This window comes from Thermochromatium tepidum ATCC 43061 (genome assembly GCF_009664085.1).
In the GTDB taxonomy this organism is placed as follows: domain Bacteria; phylum Pseudomonadota; class Gammaproteobacteria; order Chromatiales; family Chromatiaceae; genus Thermochromatium; species Thermochromatium tepidum.
Window position 1 is genome coordinate 384,905 of sequence record NZ_CP039268.1, and the last position, 23,553, is coordinate 408,457.

22 protein-coding genes and 1 other RNA gene are annotated in these 23,553 nt (G+C 64.7%); 16 read left to right on the plus strand and 7 right to left on the minus strand.

The annotated features are described in order from the left end of the window. Positions 1 to 15: 15 nt before the first annotated feature. Entirely contained in the window at positions 16 to 990 is a 975-nt protein-coding gene (gene lipA / locus E6P07_RS01840; RefSeq protein ID WP_153974029.1) for a lipoyl synthase, read from the plus strand. A gap of 41 nt (positions 991 to 1,031) precedes the next feature. Next, positions 1,032 to 1,172: a hypothetical protein gene (locus tag E6P07_RS01845; protein ID WP_153974030.1), complete on the plus strand. Its 141-nt coding sequence runs from the start codon at positions 1,032 to 1,034 to the stop codon at positions 1,170 to 1,172. A gap of 30 nt (positions 1,173 to 1,202) precedes the next feature. Here the strand turns inward: E6P07_RS01845 and murU are convergent, their stop codons facing one another. The 3 genes from murU to E6P07_RS01860 form a co-directional block, all read right to left on the minus strand. Further along, complete coding sequence (murU, locus tag E6P07_RS01850) at positions 1,203 to 1,862, minus strand: N-acetylmuramate alpha-1-phosphate uridylyltransferase MurU (RefSeq protein ID WP_153974031.1); 660 nt, start codon at positions 1,860 to 1,862, stop codon at positions 1,203 to 1,205. After that, the gene (locus tag E6P07_RS01855; RefSeq protein WP_153974032.1) at positions 1,859 to 3,685 is read right to left on the minus strand and encodes a SulP family inorganic anion transporter; all 1,827 of its coding nucleotides are present in this window, start codon (positions 3,683 to 3,685) and stop codon (positions 1,859 to 1,861) included. The genes murU and E6P07_RS01855 overlap by 4 nt, the downstream gene beginning before the upstream one ends. Positions 3,686 to 3,787: 102 nt before the next feature. Next, the gene (locus E6P07_RS01860; RefSeq protein ID WP_153974033.1) at positions 3,788 to 4,669 is read right to left on the minus strand and encodes a phosphoribosylaminoimidazolesuccinocarboxamide synthase; all 882 of its coding nucleotides are present in this window, start codon (positions 4,667 to 4,669) and stop codon (positions 3,788 to 3,790) included. Positions 4,670 to 4,723: 54 nt separating this feature from the next. Between E6P07_RS01860 and E6P07_RS01865 the strand changes: the two genes are divergently transcribed. The 7 genes from E6P07_RS01865 to ptsP all read left to right on the plus strand — a co-directional run bounded on the left by E6P07_RS01865 (position 4,724) and on the right by ptsP (position 12,756). Further along, positions 4,724 to 5,197 carry a hypothetical protein gene (locus tag E6P07_RS01865; RefSeq protein ID WP_153974034.1) on the plus strand — a complete coding sequence of 158 codons (474 nt, stop codon included), beginning with the start codon at positions 4,724 to 4,726 and terminating at the stop codon, positions 5,195 to 5,197. Between the two features lie 23 nt (positions 5,198 to 5,220). Beyond that, positions 5,221 to 5,604, plus strand: a complete 384-nt coding sequence (locus tag E6P07_RS01870; protein ID WP_153974035.1) for a RidA family protein — start codon at positions 5,221 to 5,223, stop codon at positions 5,602 to 5,604. 12 nt (positions 5,605 to 5,616) lie between these two features. Continuing rightward, positions 5,617 to 6,687: a lytic murein transglycosylase B gene (mltB, locus tag E6P07_RS01875; RefSeq protein ID WP_153974036.1), complete on the plus strand. Its 1,071-nt coding sequence runs from the start codon at positions 5,617 to 5,619 to the stop codon at positions 6,685 to 6,687. A 57-nt stretch (positions 6,688 to 6,744) separates the two neighbouring features. Then, positions 6,745 to 7,329, plus strand: coding sequence for a Uma2 family endonuclease (locus tag E6P07_RS01880; RefSeq protein WP_153974037.1), 585 nt, complete (start codon positions 6,745 to 6,747; stop codon positions 7,327 to 7,329). Beyond that, positions 7,292 to 9,475, plus strand: coding sequence for an ATP-dependent DNA helicase RecG (recG, locus tag E6P07_RS01885; protein ID WP_153974038.1), 2,184 nt, complete (start codon positions 7,292 to 7,294; stop codon positions 9,473 to 9,475). Before E6P07_RS01880 ends, recG begins: the two co-directional genes overlap by 38 nt. A 381-nt stretch (positions 9,476 to 9,856) precedes the next feature. Then, positions 9,857 to 10,405 (plus strand): RNA pyrophosphohydrolase, encoded by a 549-nt coding sequence (locus tag E6P07_RS01890; RefSeq protein WP_153974039.1) that lies wholly within the window; start codon positions 9,857 to 9,859, stop codon positions 10,403 to 10,405. Between the two features lie 89 nt (positions 10,406 to 10,494). Then, on the plus strand, positions 10,495 to 12,756 hold the full coding sequence (gene ptsP / locus E6P07_RS01895) for a phosphoenolpyruvate--protein phosphotransferase (RefSeq protein WP_153974040.1): 2,262 nt from the start codon (positions 10,495 to 10,497) through the stop codon (positions 12,754 to 12,756). Here the strand turns inward: ptsP and E6P07_RS01900 are convergent. The 4 genes from E6P07_RS01900 to E6P07_RS01915 all read right to left on the minus strand — a co-directional run bounded on the left by E6P07_RS01900 (position 12,753) and on the right by E6P07_RS01915 (position 17,040). After that, a complete protein-coding gene (locus E6P07_RS01900) occupies positions 12,753 to 14,138 on the minus strand; it encodes an FAD-binding oxidoreductase (RefSeq protein WP_153974041.1) in 1,386 nt (461 codons plus the stop codon). The genes ptsP and E6P07_RS01900 overlap by 4 nt on opposite strands. Next, on the minus strand, positions 14,131 to 14,724 hold the full coding sequence (locus E6P07_RS01905) for a BON domain-containing protein (RefSeq protein ID WP_246172893.1): 594 nt from the start codon (positions 14,722 to 14,724) through the stop codon (positions 14,131 to 14,133). The genes E6P07_RS01900 and E6P07_RS01905 overlap by 8 nt, the downstream gene beginning before the upstream one ends. Positions 14,725 to 14,806: 82 nt before the next feature. Further along, positions 14,807 to 15,181: a YraN family protein gene (locus E6P07_RS01910; protein WP_153974043.1), complete on the minus strand. Its 375-nt coding sequence runs from the start codon at positions 15,179 to 15,181 to the stop codon at positions 14,807 to 14,809. After that, the gene (locus tag E6P07_RS01915) at positions 15,178 to 17,040 is read right to left on the minus strand and encodes a penicillin-binding protein activator (RefSeq protein ID WP_153974044.1); all 1,863 of its coding nucleotides are present in this window, start codon (positions 17,038 to 17,040) and stop codon (positions 15,178 to 15,180) included. Before E6P07_RS01915 ends, E6P07_RS01910 begins: the two co-directional genes overlap by 4 nt. Before the next feature lie 41 nt (positions 17,041 to 17,081). On the opposite strand from E6P07_RS01915, the gene rsmI reads away from it, so the two are divergent. From rsmI to E6P07_RS01950, 7 genes are all read left to right on the plus strand, one after another. Further along, positions 17,082 to 17,942: a 16S rRNA (cytidine(1402)-2'-O)-methyltransferase gene (rsmI, locus tag E6P07_RS01920; RefSeq protein ID WP_153974045.1), complete on the plus strand. Its 861-nt coding sequence runs from the start codon at positions 17,082 to 17,084 to the stop codon at positions 17,940 to 17,942. Between the two features lie 68 nt (positions 17,943 to 18,010). Beyond that, an RNA gene (gene rnpB / locus E6P07_RS01925) (RNase P RNA component class A) lies at positions 18,011 to 18,368 on the plus strand. A gap of 315 nt (positions 18,369 to 18,683) precedes the next feature. After that, entirely contained in the window at positions 18,684 to 19,139 is a 456-nt protein-coding gene (gene mraZ / locus E6P07_RS01930) for a division/cell wall cluster transcriptional repressor MraZ (protein WP_153974046.1), read from the plus strand. Next, positions 19,136 to 20,074 (plus strand): 16S rRNA (cytosine(1402)-N(4))-methyltransferase RsmH, encoded by a 939-nt coding sequence (gene rsmH / locus E6P07_RS01935; RefSeq protein ID WP_153974047.1) that lies wholly within the window; start codon positions 19,136 to 19,138, stop codon positions 20,072 to 20,074. Before mraZ ends, rsmH begins: the two co-directional genes overlap by 4 nt. Next, entirely contained in the window at positions 20,071 to 20,361 is a 291-nt protein-coding gene (gene ftsL / locus E6P07_RS01940; RefSeq protein WP_153974048.1) for a cell division protein FtsL, read from the plus strand. Before rsmH ends, ftsL begins: the two co-directional genes overlap by 4 nt. Continuing rightward, positions 20,348 to 22,129 (plus strand): peptidoglycan D,D-transpeptidase FtsI family protein, encoded by a 1,782-nt coding sequence (locus E6P07_RS01945; RefSeq protein WP_153974049.1) that lies wholly within the window; start codon positions 20,348 to 20,350, stop codon positions 22,127 to 22,129. The genes ftsL and E6P07_RS01945 overlap by 14 nt, the downstream gene beginning before the upstream one ends. 71 nt (positions 22,130 to 22,200) lie before the next feature. Next, the gene (locus E6P07_RS01950; RefSeq protein WP_153974050.1) at positions 22,201 to 23,547 is read left to right on the plus strand and encodes a UDP-N-acetylmuramoyl-tripeptide--D-alanyl-D-alanine ligase; all 1,347 of its coding nucleotides are present in this window, start codon (positions 22,201 to 22,203) and stop codon (positions 23,545 to 23,547) included. Positions 23,548 to 23,553 lie beyond the last annotated feature (6 nt).

The window sequence follows — 23,553 nt, forward strand, 5'->3', positions numbered from 1 at the left end:
CTCGACCAGGACGCCATGTCAACGCCGGATTCTCTACATGCGCCCTCGCGCGCCACACCCGATACCCACCAGCGCGGCCAGGACAAGCTCGCGCGTATCCCGGTCAGGGTCGAGACCCAAGCCCCTGGGCTGCGCAAGCCGGACTGGATTCGCGCGCGCGCCCCTGTCGGTCCGGGTGTGGCGCGAATCAAGAAGCTACTCCGCGAGTACAGACTGGCGACGGTCTGCGAAGAGGCCCAGTGCCCGAATCTGGGCGAGTGCTTTGCGCATGGCACGGCGACCTTCATGATCCTCGGTGATGTCTGTACCCGCCGCTGTCCCTTCTGTGATGTTGCCCACGGTCGCCCCCAGCCACCCGACCCGGATGAGCCGGTCCATCTGGCCGAGTCGATCGCGCGCCTGGGGTTGCGCTATGCAGTCATCACCTCGGTCGATCGCGACGATCTGCGCGATGGTGGGGCCGGGCACTTTGCCACCTGTCTGCGTGCTATCCGCGCGCGCAATCCCAACACCCGGCTCGAATGTCTGGTGCCAGATTTTCGCGGTCGCGAGTCGGTGGCGCTCGATCAGTTCACAGGCGAGGCCATCCCGGACGTCTTCAATCACAACCTGGAGACCGTCCCGCGTCTCTATCGCGAGGTGCGTCCGGGCGCCGATTACCGCGGTTCCCTAGCCCTACTCCAGGCGTTTAAGGCACGCCACCCCGCAGTACCAACCAAATCCGGCCTCATGCTTGGGCTTGGCGAGACCCAGGACGAGGTGCTCGCAGTCATGCGCGATCTACGCACCCAGGGCTGCGACATGCTCACCCTCGGGCAATATCTCCAGCCCTCGCGCGATCATCTGCCAGTGCGCCGCTACTGGACGCCGGATGAGTTCGATGCCCTGCGGCGCGTCGGTGAGGAGATGGGCTTTTCCAATGTTGCCAGCGGCGCCCTGGTGCGCTCGTCCTATCACGCCGACCAGCAGGCCGGCAATCTGGTGCGCTGAGCCTTAGGTCACACGATTCCGAAAGACTTGAGGGGTGTGAAATGCCACAATCCGCGTACCGCCTTGGCGATGATGGCCGCTACGGCGCTCCCGAGCTGTTGGAATTGATCGGTCGCACTGAGGTCGCTGCCCTGCCTGGAGGATGGATCGACTGGCCGGCACCCGAGGCGTTCGATCTTTGAGGTTGGCCATGAACCCTTGGAGCCGCCTGGCTACCGATTCAACCAGGCGTCCAGGGCGGCCAGGCGTTCGGGTGTCCCGATGTCGAACCAATGCCCGTCATGGCGCCGGCCGCCGACCTGACCGGTGGCCATCGCCCGACGGAGCAGCGGGGCGAGCGGAAAGACGCCCGGACGCTGCCCATCGAACAGCTCGGGCCGATAGACCCCGATGCCACTGAAGGTCAGGCGTGGGGCGCCTCGATCCAGGACGCGCCCGTCGCTGAGCGCAAAGTCGCCGTCCGGGTGATGGGGCGGATTGGCGACCAACACTAGATGCGCGAGATCCCCGGCCTCGATCGCCAGTCCGGCGAAATCGACATCGCACCAGACATCGCCGTTGATGACCAAGAAGGGTTCGGGGCCGAGCAGCGGCAGGGCCTTGAGGATCCCACCGCCGGTCTCCAGGGCCGGGTTTTCGGGCGAATACTGGATCCTGACCCCAAATCGCGCGCCGTCTCCGAGCGCCGCCTCGATCTGTGCGCCCAGATGGGCATGATTGATCACCAGCTCGCGGATCCCGGCCGCCGCCAGGCGTTCGAGGTGATACTGGATCAGGGGCTTGCCGCCGGCGACCAGCAGCGGCTTGGGGCTGTGGTCGGTGAGCGGACGCATCCGCGCACCGCGACCCGCGGCCAGGATCATCGCCCTCATGCGGCCTTTGCCTCCTGGCACTCCTGGAAGATGCGCCTGTCGCAGGTGGCACACACCGCCTTGTCGAGCTTCTGATAGATGGCCCGCACCGCGGCGGTCTTGGACTGGAAGACGTTGCGCCCACCCGTGGCCTCCAGACAGCCGCATTGCTCTAGCGACTCCCACAGCCCCTGCTTGACGTTGATCAGATACATCCCGCCACCCTCGCAGCGACGCCGCTCGGCCTCCGCCACCAGCGTATGACCGCCCTGGAGGTCAACAAAGTTGATCCCGTTAGCGATCAGGGCCAGATGTTTCTGCTCAGGATACTCGGCGCGCAGCCGGTCGAAATATTGCTCGACATGGGCCACGGAGCCAAAGAACAGCGAGCCATCGATGCGCACGAAACGCAACTGTGGACACTGGACCACCTCGGGATCGCTGGAGAAGGCGTGTTTGGGCAGCCTGGGATCCGGGGCCAGGGTGACGATGCGCGGCTTGGAGGTGCGTTCCAGATAGAGCACCAGGGACAGCAGTACCCCGGCAAAGATCGCAAACTCCAGGTCCAAAAACAGCGCCGAGAAGAAGGTCACGGCCAACACTGCCGTCTCGCGCTTGGATGAATGCAGGATGTGGCGGATCTCCTTGAGGTCGATCAGCCCCCAGGCGACCAGAAACAGCACCCCGGCCATGGCCGCCTTAGGCAGATAGCTCGCATAGGGTGCCACGAGCAGCACGATCGCCATCAGCATGAAGGCGGCGAAGATCGCGGCCAGGGGGGTGCGCGCGCCGGCCTCATAGTTGACGCCGCTGCGGTTGAACGATCCGGTGGCCACATAGCCCGAGAAAAAAGACCCGGCGATGTTGGACAACCCCTGGCCGATGAACTCTTGATTGCCATCGATGCGATAGCCGCCGCGCGCAGCGAGTGCCCGGGCGATCGAGATCGCCTCGGTCAGGGCGAACAGGGTCACGGCCAGGGCCGCCGGTGCAAGCTCACGGATGTGATCTAGGGTCAGCGCGGGGGCCGAGAGCGGCGGCAGGGTCGCGGGTAGGGCGCCGACGGTGGCGATATGGGTCGTCTCCTCGCCGAGCCACTGCCTGAGTCCAAGCGCCAGCAGACTACCGCCGAGCAGGGCGAGGATCATGTAGGGGATGCGCGGCAGCCAGCGTTTGCAGGCGATCCCCAGGCCCAGGGTCACTAGGGCCACCAGGGTGGCGCTGGGGTTGAAGTCCAGGAGGTGTCGGAGGAACTCGAACAGGATGTCGTGCAGATGGCCGCCGCTGTCCATCTGGATGCCGAAGAAGTGCTTGAGCTGCTTGGCCGCAATCAGGATCGCCGCACCGGCCGTGAACCCCACGATCACCGAGTGCGAGATGAAATTGACCAGCGCCCCAATGCGCGCAAAGCCCAGCATCAGCTCGATCACACCGACCATGAAGGTCAGGGTGAGGGCGAGTGCGACATAGTCCGGCGTCCCAGGGGTCGCCAGGGGCGAGAGCGCCGAGAATAGCACCACCGAGGCGGCCGTGGTCGGCCCCGAGACCAGATGGCGCGATGAACCGAACCAGGCGGCGACGATCGCCGGGACCATGCCGGCATAGAGGCCGTATTCGGGCGGCATCCCGGCGATGGTGGCGAAGGCCACGCCCTGGGGTAGCACCACGATGGCGCCGGTGAGTGCGGCGATCAGATCGGCGCGCACATCGCGCATGGTTAGCTGCGGCAGCCAGGCCTTGTACGGCGTGGCCCAGGACCAATCGAGCGCGCCGAGGAGCTGTTTGCCGGTCGTCAGCGGATGTTGTGTCCGCAGCCTCTGGAAGAGCAACTGGAGTTGGTTCATGGTCGATTGTCGAGGTACGAACTTGGGCGAATGGAAGCGGGCGCCGGACGATCAGGGCATCGAGCAACCATCCCTGGCGGGAGAGGGGTGGTGAGAGGGAGATCAGGCCATCAGCCGTTCCTCGGCCTCGCGATATTTGGCCGCCGTGCGTGCGATGATCTCGGGTGGCAGGCTGGGACCGGGTGGGGTCTTATCCCAGTCGAGCGTTTCTAGATAATCGCGCACGAACTGCTTGTCGAAGCTCGGTGGACTCATGCCCGGCTGGTAGGCGTCGGCGGGCCAGAAGCGCGATGAATCCGGGGTCAGGAGTTCGTCGATCAGATACAACCGCCCGTCGTGATCGAGCCCGAACTCGAACTTGGTGTCGGCGATGATGATCCCGCGCTCCAGCGCATAGGCGACGCAGCGCCGATAGATGGCCAGACTGGTGTCGCGCACCTGCTCGGCCAGCTCGCGACCGATCAGATCGACGGTGCGCGCGAAATCGACGTTCTCATCATGCGCGCCCGGCCCGGCCTTGGTCGAGGGGGTGAAGATGGGCTCGGGTAGGCGGTCGGCCTGACGCAGACCTGGCGGCAGGGCGATACCACAGACCGCGCCCCTGGCCTGATAGTCCTTCCAGCCCGAGCCGATCAGATAGCCGCGCACGATGGCCTCGACCGGGAGCGGCTGGAGGCGGCGCACCACCAGGGCGCGGTCGCCGAGTTCGGCGCGCATTTGAGGGTCCGTCACCACCGAAGACACCGGGATCTCGGTGAGATGATTGGGGATGAGGTCAGCCGTGCGCGCGAACCAGAAGCACGATAACCGCGCCAGCACCTCGCCCTTGCCGGGGATGGGATCGGGCAGCACCACGTCGAAGGCGGAGAGCCGATCTGTGGCCACGATGAGCAGATGGTCGTCGTCGATCCGATAGAGATCGCGGACCTTGCCGCGCGCGATCCGCTTGAGAGGGGGGAGATTGGAATGATAGAGGGCGGGCATGGCGGTTGATCTGAAATCGATAAGGCTGCGATTATAGATCTCGATGACGCTTGAATGAAGAGGAGTCCGGCCTTGAGCGCGAATTCAGAGCGGATCGACCCCTTTCTCGTCGCCTTCGGCGGGAGCTTCACCTCGGCCCTGCGCTGGCCTCAGCTCGACGCGCTCTGGGAACGGGTGCGTGAGCACGCCGACGCTGGCTGGTATCTCTATGCCGTTGGCGAGCCGCCCCCGGTCGCGCCGTCCGAGGCCGCCCAGGTGCTGGCTTTTGTCGCCGAACTCGATACCCTGCTGCGTGCCGAGCACCCTCATGATTATTGCGGCATCGTCTACGCCGATGACCTGGACGAGCCGACCCTGATCAAGATCTATGATCCGCATAATCTGGGCGTGTCCTGCGGGTTTAGCACCAATCCGCCGCTACCGGGCTGGGTGATGAGCCGGATTCCGCCCTGCGACCTGCCTGCGAGCCGGGCCGCCCCCAACAATCGCCGACGCTGGTGGCGACGGCGATTCGCATCCCGACCCTGAGCCTTTAAGAGAACCAGAACACCATGACCAAACAGATCATCCGCACCGATCAGGCACCGCGCGCCATCGGTACCTATTCGCAGGCCGTCCGCAGCGATCGGACCGTCTATCTCTCCGGCCAGATTCCGCTGGTGCCCGAGACCATGGAACTGATCGCGGGCGACATGGGCGCCCAGATCCGGCGCGTCTTCGACAACCTGCGCGCGGTCGCTCAGGCCGCTGGCGGCGATCTCACCGAGATTGTCAAGCTCAATGTCTTTCTCATCGACCTCGATGACTTCACCTTGGTCAATCAGATCATGGCCGAGTATTTTCAAGAACCCTATCCAGCGCGCGCAGTCATCGGCGTGGCGGCCCTGCCTAAGGGCGCCAGGGTCGAGATGGACGCCATCCTGGTTTTGGAGTGAGCTCAGTCCATCATGCCTCGCGTGCGACTCCTGCCCTGGTTATTGATCCTGGCGCTGGTCGGTTGCGGCACTTCACCGACGCGCGAGGATATGTCCTATCACGTCCGACCAGTCTCGGTCAGCGGCGACTTTGCCGGGGCGCCCGGGGTCTACGCCTTCATCGAGCGCATGCGCCGGCACGGCTATCCGCCCGAACGCACGGCGGCCATCCTCTCGGGCGCGCGGCTTCAGCCGTCCATCATTGATCTCATGGACCAGCAGTCGCCCCGCCAAGCGACTGGACCGAGCGGGGCCTGGACGCGCTACCGGGCCAAGTTCCTGAGCGAGGACTCCATCAACAACGGGGTTGCCTTCTGGCGACGCAACGAGGTTGCACTTGAACGCGCCGCCGCACGCTATGGGGTCCCCCCCGAATACATCGTCGCCATCATTGGGGTCGAAACGCGCTACGGTGGCTTCACGGGCAAGACGCGCATCCTCGATGCCCTGGCCACACTCGCCTTCGCCTATCCGCGTCGCGCCGAATACTTCGCCGGCGAGCTAGAACAGTTCCTGGTCATGGCGAAAGAAGAGAACCTGGATCCCTTCGCACTGCGTGGATCCTTTGCCGGTGCCATGGGGCTCGGGCAGTTCATGCCCTCGAGCTTCCGCGAGCATGCGGTCGACCACGATGGCGATGGCCAGCGCGACCTCTGGAATCCGTCCGATGCCATCGGCAGTGTGGCCAATTATTTCCGTCACCACGGCTGGCAGCCGGGCGAGCCGGTGGCGGTGCCCGCCCAGGTCCGTTCGGTAGCGAGCGCGCATGCGATGAAGACAGGTTTCAAGACCCGCTATGGATTGAACGAGCTTGCCAGTCACGGTATCACGCCCATGCGCCCGCTCGGGCGGGCCGAAGCCGTCAGCCTGCTCGAACTCGACGCCCAGGGTGGCTATGAATACTGGCTGGGACTCAAGAACTTCGACGTCATTACACGCTACAATCAAAGTACCTATTACGCCATGGCGGTGCACCAGCTCGCCCAGGCGATCCGTTCGCGCAAGGGCGGACTCGATGGGGGGCGGGTGAGTTCGACCTGGTGATCGCGGCCCTGGGTTATGGGATGCGCCAAATCTGTCTCGCCTCGGAGGGCCTCTGCCATGTCTCAACAGCATGCCCATGCATCGCGTCTGAGCGTCGAGGACTATCTGGCCAACGAGGATGGCGCCGACATCCGGCATGAGTACATCGACGGCGATCTGTACGCCATGACTGGCGCCAGCCGTCAGCATGTACTCATTACCCTCAACATGGTGGCGCATCTGCGTCCCCTGCTGCGCGGAACACCTTGCCAGCTCTTCGCCAACGACATGAAGGTCCGGCTCAAGATCGCTGAGCAGGACATCTTCTATTACCCCGATCTGATCCTGACCTGCGACCCAGACGACCGCGAGACCTATTACTGCACTCGGCCCTGTCTGCTGGTCGAGGTGATGTCGGAGTCCAGCGCACGCATCGATCGGCGCGAGAAGCTGCTCGCCTATCAAACGCTGCCCAGTTTGATCGAATATCTACTCGTTGATCAGTATCTGCGCCGCATCGAGGTCTATCGTCGCGCGCAGGGCTGGGCGCTGGAGGTCTGCACCGAAGGGGCGGTGCGGCTCGACTGCCTCGGCATCGAGGTGCCGCTGGAGGTGATCTACGAAGATGTTCCGGCACCGGCGGACAGACGGCCCGCGGCTTGAAACCGGTGTCAGCGACGCCGGGCCCGATCCGGCGGCCTGGGCGCCAGGGGGCGGGCGGTCATCGGGGCTGAGTCTAGAGCGCCTCCCGATCCGTGCCCTCGCTCGGGTCGGACCCAAGATCGCCGAGCGGCTCGAACGGCTCGGGATCCTCACGGTCCAGGACCTGCTGTTCCACCTCCCGCTGCGCTATCAGGACCGTACCCGGGTAACGCCGCTCGCCGAGATCGCGCCTGGGCTCGAGACCTGGGTCGAGGGCGAGATCCGAGAATCCAGCATCAGCCAGGGGCGGCGACGCTCGCTCAAGGTCTGGATCGGCGATGCGCTCGGCGCCGGATTGCTGTTGCGTTTCTTCCATTTTTCACCCCAACAGGCCGCGGCGCTCAAACCCGGCAAGCGGGTGCGCTGTTATGGCGAGGTGCGTCAGGGGCCGCAGTCGCTGGAGATGGTGCATCCCGAATACCGTCTCCTGCGTCCTGAGGCCGATGAGCCGATCGCACCCTGTTTGACCCCCATCTATCCCTCGACTGAGGGGCTTCAGCAAAGGGTCTGGCAGGGTCTGACCGATCAGGCGCTAGCGCTTATGGAGCGCAGCGCGCCGGCTGAGCTGTTACCGCTCAAGATCCTCGAACCCCTGGGCCTGCCGCCCCTGACCGAGGCACTGGCCTTTCTGCACCGTCCGCCGGTGGGCACACCGCTCCAGGATCTGATCGAGGGCAGGCATCCGGCCTTCGCCCGATTGGCCTTCGAGGAACTGGTCGCACACCAGGTGAGTCTGCGCCGGATGCGGCTAACACAGCGCCGTAGGCAGGCGCCGGTGCTGGCCGGCGACGGCAGCCTGTGTCAGCGCCTGCGGGCCAGCCTGCCATTCCGGCTCACCGGGTCCCAGGAGCGGGTGGTGGCCGAGATCGCGGCCGATCTGGCGCAGTCACGCCCGATGCAGCGCCTGCTCCAGGGCGATGTCGGTGCGGGCAAGACGGTGGTGGCGGCGCTGGCCGCGCTCCAGGCGCTGGAGTCGGGGCGTCAGGTGGCGCTCATGGCGCCGACCGAGCTGTTGGCCGAACAGCATCATCGCAGTCTGAGCGCCTGGCTTGGCCCACTCGGGATCGAGCCGTTGTGGCTGGCCGGGCGGCACAAGGGGCGCGAGCGCGAGGAACGTCTGGCCGCGATCGCCTCGGGGGCGGCGCCAATCGTGGTCGGCACCCATGCCTTGTTACAGGATGATGTGACCTTTCAGGATCTGGGGCTGGTGATCATCGACGAGCAGCACCGCTTCGGCGTCCATCAGCGGTTGAAACTGCGCGAGAAGGGCGGAGGCGAGGATGGGGCGCCGCATCAGCTCATCATGACCGCGACCCCAATCCCGCGCTCGCTGGCGATGGCGTTCTATGCCGATCTGGATCTATCGATAATCGACGGGCTGCCGCCCGGACGCACGCCGATCGTCACCCGGGCGGTCCCGGATACGCGGCGCGACGAGGTCATCGAGCGGGTGCGCCAGGCCTGTCTGGCGGGACGTCAGGCCTATTGGGTCTGTACCCTGATCGAGGAGTCGGAGGTCCTGGAGTGTCAGGCGGCCGAGGAGACGGCGCGTCAGTTGAGCGCGCGTCTGGAAGGGGTGCGGGTGGGGCTGGTGCATGGTCGACTCAAGAGCCAGGAACGCGATGCGGTGATGGCCGCATTTGCATCCGGGGCGCTGGATCTCATGGTGGCGACCACGGTGATCGAGGTCGGGGTCGATGTCCCCAATGCCAGTCTGATGATCATCGAGAATCCAGAGCGCTTGGGGCTGGCTCAGCTCCATCAATTGCGTGGCCGGGTCGGGCGGGGATCGGTCGAGAGCCATTGTCTGCTGCTCTATCACGCCCCTCTGTCCGAGACGGCGCGTGAGCGCCTGGGGATCATTCGCGATTCGACCAGTGGATTTGAAATCGCCGAGCGCGATCTGGCACTACGGGGGGCGGGTGAGGTGTTGGGGACGCGCCAGACCGGGAGTATTCAATTCCGCATTGCCGATCCGCTGCGGGATCAGCCGTTGCTTGCTGAAGCGCAGCGGGCGGCGGATGTATTGCTGGTTGACTATCCTGAACTCGTCATGCCATTGATCGATCGTTGGCTCGGGGAGCGTGAGCATTATGGTGGGGTTTGAGGTATCCCTGTACAGGCTGGGCTTTGAGTGAATGAAAAATGGTCTGAGCCAGGCGTCTGGCGGAATCAAAGCGGATGGTCAAGACCTCTGAAATCCGCCCGTTGAAGCGCTCGATCATCCCATTGGTCTGATCGGATCACTCCGGCGCGGTACAGGATCACAGGGGACGTAACAAACAGGACGCCAGCGTTTTTCCTGCTTGAATGGGAGGGAGTTAGTCTGATAGAACGATCGATGCGATCTGCGTATGGGATGGTCCTGGGTCTCAAGTACCCAGGACAAGCTCTTGATTAAAAATCGCTTATATACAGACGCCGGCTTGCCGGAAACGATTGCTCTATGGAAGAATGGCCTGATCACCAGCCAGTGAGAGACCTATCCTTGATCGACCACGACGGCTTCAGACCCAATGTCGGTATCATCCTGAGCAATCAGGATCGTCGTCTATTTTGGGGGCGCCGCGTCGGTCAGAATGCCTGGCAATTTCCACAGGGTGGCATCAACCCCGACGAGACCCCCGAGCAGGCCATGTTCCGCGAACTAGAAGAGGAGGTCGGGCTCTGCGCACAGCAGGTCACCATCCTGGGATGCACGCGCGGCTGGCTGCGTTATCACCTGCCAAAGCGCTATATCCGGCGCCATTGCCGCGGAGCGGGTCCGATCTGCATCGGCCAAAAACAGATCTGGTTCATGCTGCGGGTCGATTGCGGTGAGGACGCCTTCTGTCTCGATCGCACCGACAAGCCCGAATTCGATGCCTGGCGCTGGGTCCGATATTGGCAGCCGCTCTACGAGGTCGTGTATTTTAAGCGTCGTGTTTATCAGCAGGCACTCGAAGAACTGGCGCCGATCCTTTATCCGGAAGGGGTCCCGGATCGCCGTCATGTCTATGTTGGCCCCTCCAGACTGCTGCGCCAGGGATATCCCTGAGCGCCGTGCTAGGGTCTAGGATCCGGCCAGGCTCAGGCCCTTACTCATCGGCGATTCCATCCGCTCCAGGCCCGTCTCCTTCGCCCAGCATGCTCGAATCACTCCGGCGCATCGTTCAGGAAGTCAACAACGCACCTGACCTGGAGCAAGCGCTTTCAATCATCGTAAGGCGTGTCAAGCAGGCCATTGGCGCCGATGTCTGCTCGGTCTATCTCAACGATTACGACAATCATCGCCATGTCCTGCACGCCACCGATGGGCTGCGCCAGGATGCCGTGGGACGGGTACAGCTTGAACTCGGACGTGGACTGATCGGACTGGTCAGTGAGCGCGCCGAGCCGATCAACCTCGACGACGCGGCCAATCATCCGCGCTACGAGTGCATCATCGATATCGGCGAGGAGCGTTATCACGGTTTTCTCGGGGCGCCTATCATCCAAAATCGCAAGGTGCTCGGCGTCTTGGTGCTACGCCAGCGCCAACGGCGTCATTTCGGCGAGGACGAGGTCACCTTCGTAATGACCCTGGCCTCGCAGCTGGCCGGGGCCATCACCTTCGCCCGCACCAGCGGCGAGCTGGCGCGTCTGCAGGACGGTGGCATCCCGCAACGCTTTCTGCCGGGATTGCCTGCCTCTCCGGGCATCGGTCTCGGGCAGGCGGTGGTGGTCTATCCGCCCGCCGACCTGGACGCGGTGCCTGATCGACGTCCCGAGGATCCGGAGGCCGAGGCGGAGACCTTCCTGCGCGCCGTGCGCGAGGTCGCTGCGGATCTCGACCGCTTTGCCGGGCGCACCCAGGTCCATCTGCGCATCGAGGACATGGCGCTGTTCGACGCCTGGCGCCTGATGCTGGAGAGCGACACCCTGATCGAGGGTACCCTGTCGCGGATTCGCGCTGGCAACTGGGCGCCCGGTGCACTCCGTGAGACCATCGCCGAACACGCACGGGTGTTCGACGCCATGGATGATCCCTATCTACGCGAACGGGCCACAGACGTGCGCGATCTGGGGCGCTGTATCCTGATGCATCTCCAGAACCGCGCCGGCGCGCCGATCCAGTATCCGCCGCGCACCATCCTGGTGGGGGAGGAGATCAGCGCCATGCAGATTGCCGAGGTGCCGCGCGAGAGGCTCGTCGGGATCGTGTCTACCGCCGGCTCTGGGTCGTCCCATGTCGGCATCCTGGCACGCGGTATGGGCGTGCCGGCGGCCATGGGGGTCTCGGATCTGCCGGTGGGGCGGGTCGAGGGGCGCGAGATGGTGGTCGACGGCTATCGCGGGCGCGTCTATGTCTCGCCTGGGCCGGCCGTGCGGTTGGAGTACCAGCGTCTGGCCGACGATGACGCGGCCCTGACCAGCGAGCTACAAGCCCTGAGTCATCTGCCGGCCGAGACCACCGACGGCTACCTGATCCCGCTCTATCTCAATACCGGTCTGGTATCCGAGAATCGCCCGCTCGGTATCGAGGAGTCGGCCGGCGTCGGTCTCTACCGCACCGAGCTGCCTTTTATCGTGCGCGACAGCTTTCCGAGCGAGGCGGCGCAGATGGCCAACTATCGGCATGTGCTGGAACTGTTTGCGCCACGCCCCGTGACCATCCGGACCCTCGACATCGGTGGCGATAAGCCGCTGCCATATTTTCCGATGCAGGAGGACAATCCCTTCCTCGGTTGGCGCGGCATTCGGATCACACTCGATCATCCCGAGATCTTTTTAACTCAGGTGCGTGCGTTGCTGCGTGCAGCCATCGGGCTCGACAATTTGCAGCTCCTGCTGCCCATGGTCAGCACCGTCGGCGAGGTCGATGAGGCCCTGATGCTGATCCGACGCGTCCATGACGAGCTGTTGGAGGAGGGTTATCAGGTGCGGATGCCGCCGGTCGGGGTCATGATCGAGGTGCCAGCCGCGGTCTATCAGGCCGAGGCCCTGGCACGCCGGGTCGATTTTCTGTCGGTGGGGACGAACGATCTGACGCAATATCTGCTGGCCGTCGATCGCAACAATCCGCATGTCGCCAAGCTCTACAATGAATACCACCCGGCGGTGCTGCGCGCGCTGTTGCAGACCCTGACCGGGGCCCGGCTCCACGGCAAGGAGGTCAGCGTCTGCGGTGAGATGGCCGGCGATCCCCTGGCAACCTTTCTGCTGTTGGGTATGGGGGTACACAGTCTCAGCATGGGGGCCGGCAGTCTGCCTCGAATCAAAAAGGTCATCCGCAGCATCAGCCGGGCGCGAGCGCGCGAGGTCCTCAGAGTGGCCCTGCAATGTGAAGATGCCAACTCGGTGCGTCGACTATTGCTCAACGCGCTGGAGGGCGTCGGTCTCGGGAGTCTGGTGCGACCAGGCCGCTAGACGGGCAGCGACTTGCCGGGATTGAGGATGCCGGCCGGGTCGAACTGGGCCTTGATGGCATGCATCAACTGCACTGAGACTGGATCGAGCTCTCGATCGATGAAGTCGCGTTTTTCCAGTCCAACGCCGTGTTCACCAGAGAGCGTCCCACCGAGTTGCAACACCAGGGCAAAGACCGCCTCCAGACAATCCGAGGCACGCGCGACCTCGGCGGCGTCGTCCGGGTCGATCAGCAGATTGACATGGATGTTGCCATTGCCGGCATGGCCGAAGTTGACGATGCGGATGCCGGTCTCGTGCGCTAACTGCTCCAGCCTGGCGATGAACTCGCCCATGTGCGAGACCGGCACCACCACGTCCTCGTTGATCTTCTTCGGCGCGATGTGACGCAGGGCCGGGGAGAGCGCCTTGCGCGCCTTCCAGAGCATCGTCACTTCATCTGCCGTCTCCGCGAGCCGCAGTTCCAACAGGCCGGTTACGCGCGCCGCCTCGCCGACGGCGCGCTGGGCCTCTTGGATACAGGCCGCTGGGCCATCGACCTCGATCATCAACAGGGCCCCGGCCCCGTCCGGCAGGTCGAGTTCGGAATAGCGGCTGACCATCTCGATTGCCGAACCATCCATGATCTCCAGCGCGCAGGGCGTGACTGGCTGGGCCATGATGGCCGAGACTGCGCGTGCGGCGCTGTGGATGTCGGCATAGGTCGCGCGCAGGGTGCGCTTGGCCTCCGGGAGCGGGGTGAGCTTGAGCCTGGCCTCGGTGATGAGCGCGAGCGTGCCCTCAGAGCCGATGATGAGTCGCGTCAGGTCATAGCCGACCACGCCCTTGGTGGTCAGTACGCCGGTCTGGAAGACCTCGCCCGTGCCACTCACCGCGCGCAGACCCAGGGTATTCTCACGCGGGGTACCGTATTTGACCGCACGCGGACCGGCCGAGTTGTAGGCCAAGTTGCCGCCCAGGGTGCAGACCTCGGCGCTGGTCGGGTCCGGGGGCCAGAAGAACCCCGCCGCGGCGAGGGTCTGTTGCAACCGGGCGTTGGTCACCCCGGGCTCGACCACCGCCAGCCGGTCGCCGGGCTCGATGCACAGAATCCGATCCATGCGTTCGAACGAGAGCACGACCCCGCCACGATCGGGCACCGTGGCCCCCGTGGTGCCCGTGCCCAGCCCCCGCGCGATCAGCGGCAGCCCGGACGCGGCGCAGAGCCGGACCAGGGCGGCGATCTGGTCCTCGTCACGCGCAAAGACGACCGCCTGGGGCAGCGCCTGACGGCGGCTGTTGTCATAACCGTAGGGCCAGCAGTCGGCCGGATCGGTCAGCAGGGCGCCGGTGCCGGCGATCCGCGCCAGTTCGGCGCGCAGTCCAGCGGTGAGTTCACGCATTAGGCGTCCAGTATTCGAAGAGTTTGACCACGGTGCGCACGCCCGGCACATAGCGCACGCGCTCGGCGACGAGATCGGCCTCGCGCGGCGTGACCAGTCCGAGCAGATAGAGTACGCCATCCTCGACCACGATCTTGACGCGGGTCGGATCGAAATCGGGCAGCTCGATACCGGCCAGCTCCAGTTTGGCGCGCGAGGCGATATAGGCATCCTCGGACTGGCGGCTCATCCCGATGCGCGGCCCGACACGCACCTCGTCGATCACGCGCGCGACCCTGGGCAACCGGCTGATCCGCTCGGCGGCACGCCGCGCGAGCGCTGCTGATTCGGCCTGACCGGTGAGCAGGACGCTGCGGTTGTAGCTAGTGACGACGAGACGCGCGCCGTCGCGGAGTTCGCGATCTTGGAAGATCGCCTGGGCGGCGGCAAGCTCGATGTATCGATCATCGAGGATGGCTTGAGTCGGGCGACGATCATGGATGGCCGAGGCACCGACGACCGCCGCGCCACCCACGACCAGGGGCGCGCACCCTGCTGCCGAGAGCGCAGACACGAGTATGACGCCTGCCAGAGTGATCGGCTTCAAGTGTGTTCTATTCATTGGGATCGCTGGTCTTGAGGACCAATGGCAACCGTTCTGACCTGGATCGGGTGAAGACTGGTTCAGTCTAGAGCGAGAACGCCTGTCGGATCCAGTGGATGTCATCCTGGGCGCCGATGGCCACGACATCGAACCGACAGGCCAGCTGGGTCGGATAGAGAGAGAGATAGTGTTGGGCCGCCAGGATCAGACGCCGTTGTTTGCGCGCATCCACAGTCGCCTCTGGTGTGCCGAAACGCATCGAGCGCCTGTAGCGCACCTCGACGAACACCAGGGCGGCCTTGTCGCGCATCACCAGGTCGATCTCGCCGAAGCGGGAGCGCTGATTGCGAGCGACCAGCCGTAACCCCCGCTCGATCAGGAACGACTCGGCCAGACGCTCCTTGGCCTCGCCGATCGCGTGCGAGTTTGGGTGCGATCGGCTTCGAGTGCGCGTGTTCATTCGGAACCGATCGCCGAATCGTTCCTGGCGCGCGCCCCATCTGGCCGTTCCGCTCCATCGGCCAGGCGTGGGCCGCGCTCGGTAAAGCGTCCGAGCACTAGCTGACGGGTGATCCGGCCCAGGGGGTCGATCGCCAGGCCGCCGGTCTGACCAGGAAAGTAGGCGCCTGGATTGGCGGCCAGCTCGGACAGACGCGGTATCAGGTGATAGGCATCCAGGCCCATGGCATAGAGTCGGGCGAGTGGACCCGAGGCGCTGGCCGTCTGGCTCATGGCCGTGCCGCGTGCCAGCGGCCCTTCGCCGCCGAGGCCGAGCATCCAGGGGATATCGACGAAATAGAGCCCAACCAGCGTCTTGTCGGCGGTGGCGTCGAAGCGACCTGAATAGACATGGGAGGTCGAAATGACGATTAAGGGGCGAGTCTGGAGCGCCTGGATCCGGGGATGGAGTTTACGCGCCATCTCGGCAGTGGCAACCAGGAACAGCAGGTCGGCCGGCTGGCCACCCATGAGCCGGCCCAGGGTCTGGTCGTAACTCGATCCGGCCGGATCATAACTGGCCTGACCGGCCAGGGTTCCGCCCTGAGCGCGCCACCGGGCACTGAAGGCCTGCGCCAGGCGCCGACCCCAGGCATCGTTCGGATGCAAAACGAGTGCGCGTCTGGCACCCAGGGCGATTCCCTTGTTTGCGGCCTCGGACGCCTCGTTTTCGGGCGAGAGCGCAAATTGGAACAGGTTGAGGGCGCGTCGCTCGGTCCGGGTGGATTCGTTCAGCGCTAGCGTGGGGACCTGGAGTGTCTTGGCCTCGATCAGGGCATCGACAGCGGGTTTTTCGAGCGGACCGATCACGGCGTCGGCGCCGCGCGCGATGGCGGCAGCATGCAGCGCGCGCACCCGTTCGGCATGGGTGCTGTCGGCGAAATCCAGTGACAGCCGCCGATCGACTGGATCCAGGCGGCTGGCGGCCTGGATCCCATCGCGTACGGCCTTGGCGGCCGCAGCGAAACGCCCGCCGTTGGGGAGCATCACGGTCAGGTGCCGACCCTGCATGTCTCCGCCGGCCTCGTTGCCGGCATAGGCGCGCGCCAGCTCGGGGAGCGCCGGATGTGCGGTCCGACGCTGGCGCCATTGACGATAGGCCACGTCCAGTCGCTGGGGATCGGCACCATGGCTTCGTGTCAGCTGGGCGATCTCGGCCCAGCCACTCATGGCACCGAGGTCGGCCCTGCTGAGCCTCATCAGCTCGTCCTCGCCGATCAGGGCCAGTGTCGCGACCAACGACACCTGATTGTTCAATCGCGCCGCCCCATCGAGCAGACCATCGAGTTTGGCGAGCGACTTGGCCGAGGCGATCGGGTCATTGTCGATACGCTGTGCCGCCGCCAGCAGGCCAAGGCGTCGAATCTCGAGCGGCTTGGCCAGGAGGGGGAGTCGCTTCAGCGTCGCGATGGCCGATTTGGGTTGTCCCGCCACTAGATCGAGCTCGGATTCGAGTAGTTGCGATCGTTCTAACTGGCCGCCGACGAGCTCGCCCGACGCGAGTCCGGCGAGCGTCTCGCGCGCCTGGCGTGTCCGACCGCCGGCCAGATAGGCCTGGGCGGCCTTGAGTCTGAGCTCAGCCCTGGCTGGAGGTTGGGCAAGATTCGCTGACTCCAGGTAGAGCCGGGCGGCCTGGTCGACCTGTCCCTGAGTCTCCAAGGTGGTGGCCCGGCGCAGTTCGGCGGTGGGGACGCTCGCCAGCAGACTGGATGGATCCTGGAACGGCTGGACGGCACAACCCGACAAGAGCATGGCGGTGAGGAGGCAGCCGACCAGTCGACGCTGGAAAAAAGCGGTACGGTCGATGCGGTTTTTGGGCATGATTCCGTGTTTCTTGTGTAAAGTCTGCTGGAGGGCGGAAGATGCGACAACAGGCTGGGATACTATACGTAGTGGCCACTCCGATCGGCAATCTTGGCGACCTTGGCGAGCGCGCGCGCCTTGTGCTCGGCGAGGTCGATGCCATCGCCGCCGAGGATACGCGCGCAACCCGGCGTCTGCTTGCGCACTTTGGGATCTCGGCCAAGCTGATCGCCTATCACGATCACAACGAGTCCGAACTCACGCCGCGTCTGCTGGACATGCTGGACTCCGGGCGGAGTCTGGCTCTGGTCTCGGACGCGGGTACGCCCCTGATCAGCGACCCTGGCTATACCCTGGTCGCGGCAGCGCGCGCGCGCGGGCTGACCATCGTGCCCATTCCGGGCGCAAGCGCGGTCATCTGCGCGCTCTCGGCCTCCGGGCTGCCGAGCGACCGTTTCCTCTTTCTCGGTTTTCCACCCCGCGCCCAGGCGCGACGTCGTGCCTGGATCGAGTCGGTTGCCCGTGAGCCGGGGACACTGGTCCTCTACGAGAGCGCCAAGCGGGCACTAGAGACCCTGCGCGACCTGCGGGCCGTCCTCGGTGATCAGCGACGCCTGGTCATCGCGCGCGAGCTGACCAAGCAGTTTGAGACCTTTCTGCTCGGTTCGGCTACCACGCTGATCACGCGCCTGGAATCCGACCCCGAGCAACAGCTCGGCGAGATGGTGATCCTAGTTGAGGGTTGTCCGGACTCTGAGACCCAGACCGCGCACAATGAGTCCATTCGGGTGCTGCGTATCCTCAGCGAGTCCATGCCACTGCGTCAGGCCGCGGCCCTGACCGCCCGGCTGACCGGATCCAAGAAGAATGCCCTCTACCGTTTGGGGCTGGAACTGGGGCTCGGGGTCAAGTCCCCCTGATGGATCGGCCCGATCGTGCGTAAGACACGCCAGCGCTCGCTGTGCTTTGTTAAAATGTCACACCTTAAGGAGTTGGCCAGACAGTCGCCCCTTCCGCGCGGCAGGGGAGGAAAGTCCGGGCTCCATCGGGCAGGGTGCCAGGTAATGCCTGGGGGATGTGAGTCCACGGAAAGTGCCACAGAAAAGATACCGCCGGCTCCGCCGGTAAGGGTGAAAAGGTGCGGTAAGAGCGCACCGCGCTGGTGGCAACATCAGCGGCAGGGTAAACCCCACCCGGAGCAAGACCAAATAGAGGAACGAGCCGCCTTGAGCGGCGACGCGCGGCCCTTGCGTGTTCCTGGGTAGGTCGCTTGAGGCGCGCGGTGACGCGCGTCCTAGATGAATGACTGTCCTCGACAGAACCCGGCTTATCGGCCAACTCCTTAACTCTACTCCCCACCAACCGCTCGGGATGACCACGCTCAACCGAGTGCGACATAAATTTCTTTTTTCTTAAAGATTTGAAACATAAAGCTCGCTCATTTTATGAGCCGATTGGCTCAGATTTTTGAATCAAAATCCGTTTTTATTCTTCTATATCCGTCTTAGCTCAAGCCTGTAAGTTGCTGACTCTGCAAGGGTAACGGCCAAAGCATTTCTTGACGTCGCCCCACTCCCTCTCTAACATGGCCACCAAAGTGGGAGAAAGTGGGGCATTGGGTAGCGAGGTGCCAGGGCGAGTCATCCTCAAGTGAGGCGCCAGTGTTTCGCGGCGTAACCATCGTCAATCTGGATGCCAAGGGCCGTCTGGCGATTCCCTCTAGGCATCGCGAGCAGCTAGAGGCGATGTCCGGAACACGCCTGGTCGTCACTGTGGACCGAGATCGGTGCCTGCTCCTCTATCCGGAGTCTGAGTGGGAGATTATCGAACGCAAATTCGCCACACTCCCCGCACTTGATCCCAAGGCGCGCGCGCTACAGCGCCTCTATGTCGGCAATGCCCAGGAAGTCGATATCGATATGCAGGGGCGAATCCTGCTTCCCGCCTATTTGCGCGAATTTGCCGCGTTAGACAAGCGGGTCGCCTTCGTGGGGCTGGGCGTCAAGTTCGAGCTCTGGGACGAGTCGGCCTGGCGTGCACGCACCGAGGCCGCGCTGAACGATTTGGACCTCAATGCGCTGGCCACGGATTCGGGACTCGGTACCCTGACGTTGTGAGAGAAGTCGTTTTGTCGCACAAAGCCGTGTTACTGGAGGAGACAGTGTCCGCCTTGCTGGTGCAATCGGACGGAATCTATGTCGATGGTACCTTTGGACGAGGTGGACACAGTCGCGCCATCCTCGCGCGTTTGGGCACGAACGGGCGTCTGCTTGGCCTCGATCGCGATCCCGAGGCGGTCACCGCTGGCCAGGCGCTGGCCGCCGAGGACGCGCGCTTCTCGATCCATCACGGTTCCTTTGCCGATATCGACCGGCTGCTCCATGAAGCCGGTGTCGATGCGCCTCTGAATGGCCTACTGCTCGATCTCGGCGTCTCCTCACCGCAACTAGACACCCCGGGGCGTGGATTCAGTTTCATGGCCGACGGCCCGCTGGACATGCGCATGGACCCCGATAGCGGCGAATCCGCTGCCGAGTGGCTCGCGCGCGCCGAGCAGGACAAGATCGCAACCGTATTGCGCGAGTTCGGCGAAGAGCGTTTCGCCAATCGCATCGCGCGCGCCATCGTCGCGACCCGGGCCAAAACCCCGCTGCGTACCACGGCCCAGCTGGCCGAACTGGTGGCACGTGTCGTGCCCAAGCGCGAACCGGGCAAGCACCCGGCAACCCGCACCTTCCAGGCCTTGCGCATCCAGGTCAATGGCGAGCTGGAGGCACTGCGTCGCTGTCTCGATCAGGTCTGCGATCGACTGGCGGTCGGGGGCCGGTTGGCGGTCATCAGCTTCCATTCGCTCGAGGACCGCCTGGTTAAACACTTCATCCGGCGCGAATCCAAGGGGCCGGGGTTGCCCAAGGGTGTCCCGGCACGGGCCCTCGAGGTTCGGGGTCGTCTGCGTCCCATCGGCAAGGCGATGCGACCCTCCGCTGCCGAAGAGACGCAGAACCCGAGGGCGCGCAGTGCCATCCTACGTGTGGCGGAGCGTCTGCCATGACGCGCGCCCGTCTCTTCACTGCGGCTGGGCTCATGCTCGCCGTCATCCTGACGGCGATCGCCGTCGTTTACACCAAATATCTGACACGCCTCCATTTCGTCCAATTGCAGGATCTGCGCGCCCAGCGCGATGCGATCGATGTCGAATGGAACCGTCTGCGTCTCGAGGAGGCCGCACTCTCGACCCATGGGCTCGTCGAGCGCAAGGCCCGTCATGAGCTCGGCATGTTTGCGCCCCGGGCCGGCGATGTACTCTTGATCGAGGAGCGCGTCCATGCCCAACCCTAGTCGTCGCGTTCGCAAGCCCCTGCCGCCGCTGAAACCGCGCCGTGCGCCCAATACGGCGCTGCGCCGCCGACTGCTGCTGTCGGCGCTGGCGCTGGCCTTCATCATGCTGACGTCCGGGGTCTTCTATCGCCAGGTGATCCAAACTGAGTTTCTGCAACGTGAAGGCGAGGCGCGCTATCTGCGCGACGCCGTCATTCCGGCCCGCCGCGGCATGATCAAGGACCGCAACGGTGAGCCGCTGGCCGTGAGCACGCCGGTAGAGACACTGTGGGGCGAGCCGCGCAAGCTGGTCGACCAGCTCGACAAGCTTGCCGTGATCGCCCGGGCCCTCGATATGGACGCGGCCTTTTTGCGCGATCGCATCGAGTCTAACTGCGACAAGGGTTTCCTCTATATCAAGCGTCGTATGACCCTTGATGAGGCGCGGGCGGTGCGTGCGGCGATCGCCGAACACAAGATCGAGGGACTCGACTTCGAAACCGAATATCGTCGCTTCTACCCGGGCGCCGAGGTCTTCGCCCATGTCATCGGCTTCACCGACATCGAGGATCGCGGACAGGAGGGGCTCGAGTTGGCCTATGACCGGGTGCTCAAGGCCGAACCGGGTCTGCAGCGCGTCATCCGTGATGGGCGTCGCCGTACCGTGCAGCAGGTCGAGCAGATCCGCCCACCGCGTCCAGGGCAGGATCTGGTCCTGAGCCTGGATCGGCGCCTCCAGTATTTGGCTTATCGTGAACTCAAGGCAGCCGTGTCCGAGCACAAGGCCAAGGGCGGAAGCCTAGTGGTGCTGGACGTGGCCACGGGCGAGGTGCTGGCGATGGTCAATCAGCCCAGCTTCAACCCCAACAGCGATCGCACCGGGAGCAGCGAGCGCCGGCGCAATCGCGCGCTCACGGACGTCATGGAGCCGGGTTCGACGCTCAAGCCGTTCGTGGTCGCCGCCGCGCTCGAACGCGGGGTCATCACGCCAGCGAGCCGTTTTTCGACCGCGCCCTATAGCATCGGGAGCAATGTCGTGCGCGACGTGCACAATTATGGCACGCTCGATGTCACCGGCATCATCACCAAGTCGAGCAACGTCGGCGCGGTGAAGATTGCACAGAAGATGAGCTATGAGGATCTGTGGCGCCTCTACGATCGGCTCGGATTCGGCCATCCGACGGGGGTCGGCTTTCCGGGCGAAAGTCGCGGACTGCTCAGGCACTACTCGACCTGGCGGCCCTTCGAGCATGCCACGCACGCCTTTGGCTATGGTCTCTCGGTCACGCCAATGCAACTGGCGCAGGCCTATCTCGTCTTGGCCGCCGATGGGGTGAAGCGCCCGGTGACCCTCTTCAAGCGCAATCCGCTCATCCAAACCGCCTCGACACCCGAGGGTGTGCGTCTGTTGAGCCAGGATACAACCCGCCGCTTGCGCGCCATGATGGAGACCGTGGTCTCCGAGCAGGGCACGGCCAAGCAGGCGATGATCGCCGGCTATCGTGCCGCCGGCAAGACCGGGACGGCCAAGAAGTCGGCGGGCAGGGCCGGCTATGCGGACAATCGTTATCAATCTGTCTTCGCCGGGATCGTCCCCGCGCGTCAGCCACGTTTCGTCATGGTGGTCATGATCGATGAGCCGAGTGCCGGTGCCTATTATGGCGGCGTGGTCGCTGCACCCATCTTCCAACGGGTGATGGAGGGGGCGCTGCGGCTGTTCAATGTCCCACCCGACGATCCCGAGCCGTCGATGATGCTCGCGCAACACATCCAGGGAGCAGTGCCATGAGGAAGTGCCATGAGGAGAGGACTGACGCTCGCTATGGGCTTGGAATCCAACGGGATGGAGGGTCGGGGCTGATGTGGACACTGGCTAGAGCCGTCGACTGTGTAGGCGGCGTGCTGCATGGCACCGATGTCGCCTTCTCGGGGGTCGGGACCGACTCGCGTGCCGATTGCAACGGACAACTCTTCGTCGCCCTGCGCGGTGAACGCTTCGATGGGCACGACTATGTTGCCGCAGCCCAGGCCGCCGGGGCCGTGGCCGCTATGGTCGACCGCCCGTTGGCGCTCGATCTGCCGCAGTGGGTGGTCGATGACACCCGGCTCGGTCTGAGGCGGCTGGCCTCTGCCTGGCGTGACCGGTTCCCGGGGCGGGTGGTCGCTATCACCGGCAGCAACGGCAAGACCACGGTCAAGGAGATGGTTGCGGCGATCCTGGCTCAGGTCGGACGGGTACGGGCCACCCAGGGCAACCTCAACAATGACATCGGGATGCCTTTGACGCTGCTTGGCGCGCGCGACGAGGATTTTCTGGTGCTGGAGATGGGGGCCAATCACCATGGCGAGATCGGCTATATGACCGAGATCGCGCGTCCCGAGGTGGCACTGATCACCAATGCCGGGCGCGCGCATCTGGAGGGCTTCGGCAGCGTCGAGGGCGTGGCGCGCGCCAAGGGCGAGATCGCACGCGGTTTGCCAGAGCAGGGCGTCTTCATCGTCAGTGGCGACTCGCCCTATCTCGGGCTGTGGCGCGAACTCGCCAATGGGCGGCGGATGCTGACCTTCGCCCTGGATGGCCCAGCCGATCTGAGCGCGCCCACCGAATCGATCCGGGTCGCCTGGGGCGCTGAGGGCTTTCGGACCTCCTTCGTGGCGCGCGTGGCCGGCGAAGACTGGCCGCTTACCTTGGCCCTGGCCGGCGCGCACAATGTCCGCAATGCCCTGGCGGCGACGGCGGTCGCCCTGGCGCTGGGTCTCGACCGCACGGCCATCGCCGCTGGTCTGGCGACCCTGACACCGGTCAAGGGTCGGCTCTATCCCAGGCCCTGTCGTGGAGTGGGGGTCATCGACGACAGCTACAACGCGAACCCCGATTCGATCGCCGCCGCCATCGCCGTGCTGGCCAGACTTGCGGGGCGGCGCTGGCTGATCCTCGGCGACCTGGGCGAGCTGGGAGAGGCGGCGGCGCATCTACACGCCGAGGTCGGGGAACGGGCGCGTGCGGCCGGACTCGAGCGTCTGCTTACGGTCGGCACCCTGAGCGCCGCGGCCAGCCGCGCCTTCGGTGCGGGCGCCGAGCACTTCGCGACTCAGGATGCCCTCCTGACCCGCCTCCAGTCCGAGTTGAGGCCCGGCGATTACATCCTGGTGAAGGGCTCGCGTCTGGCCCGGATGGAGCGCCTCGTTGAGGCGCTGTGCGCCTAGGGCTCA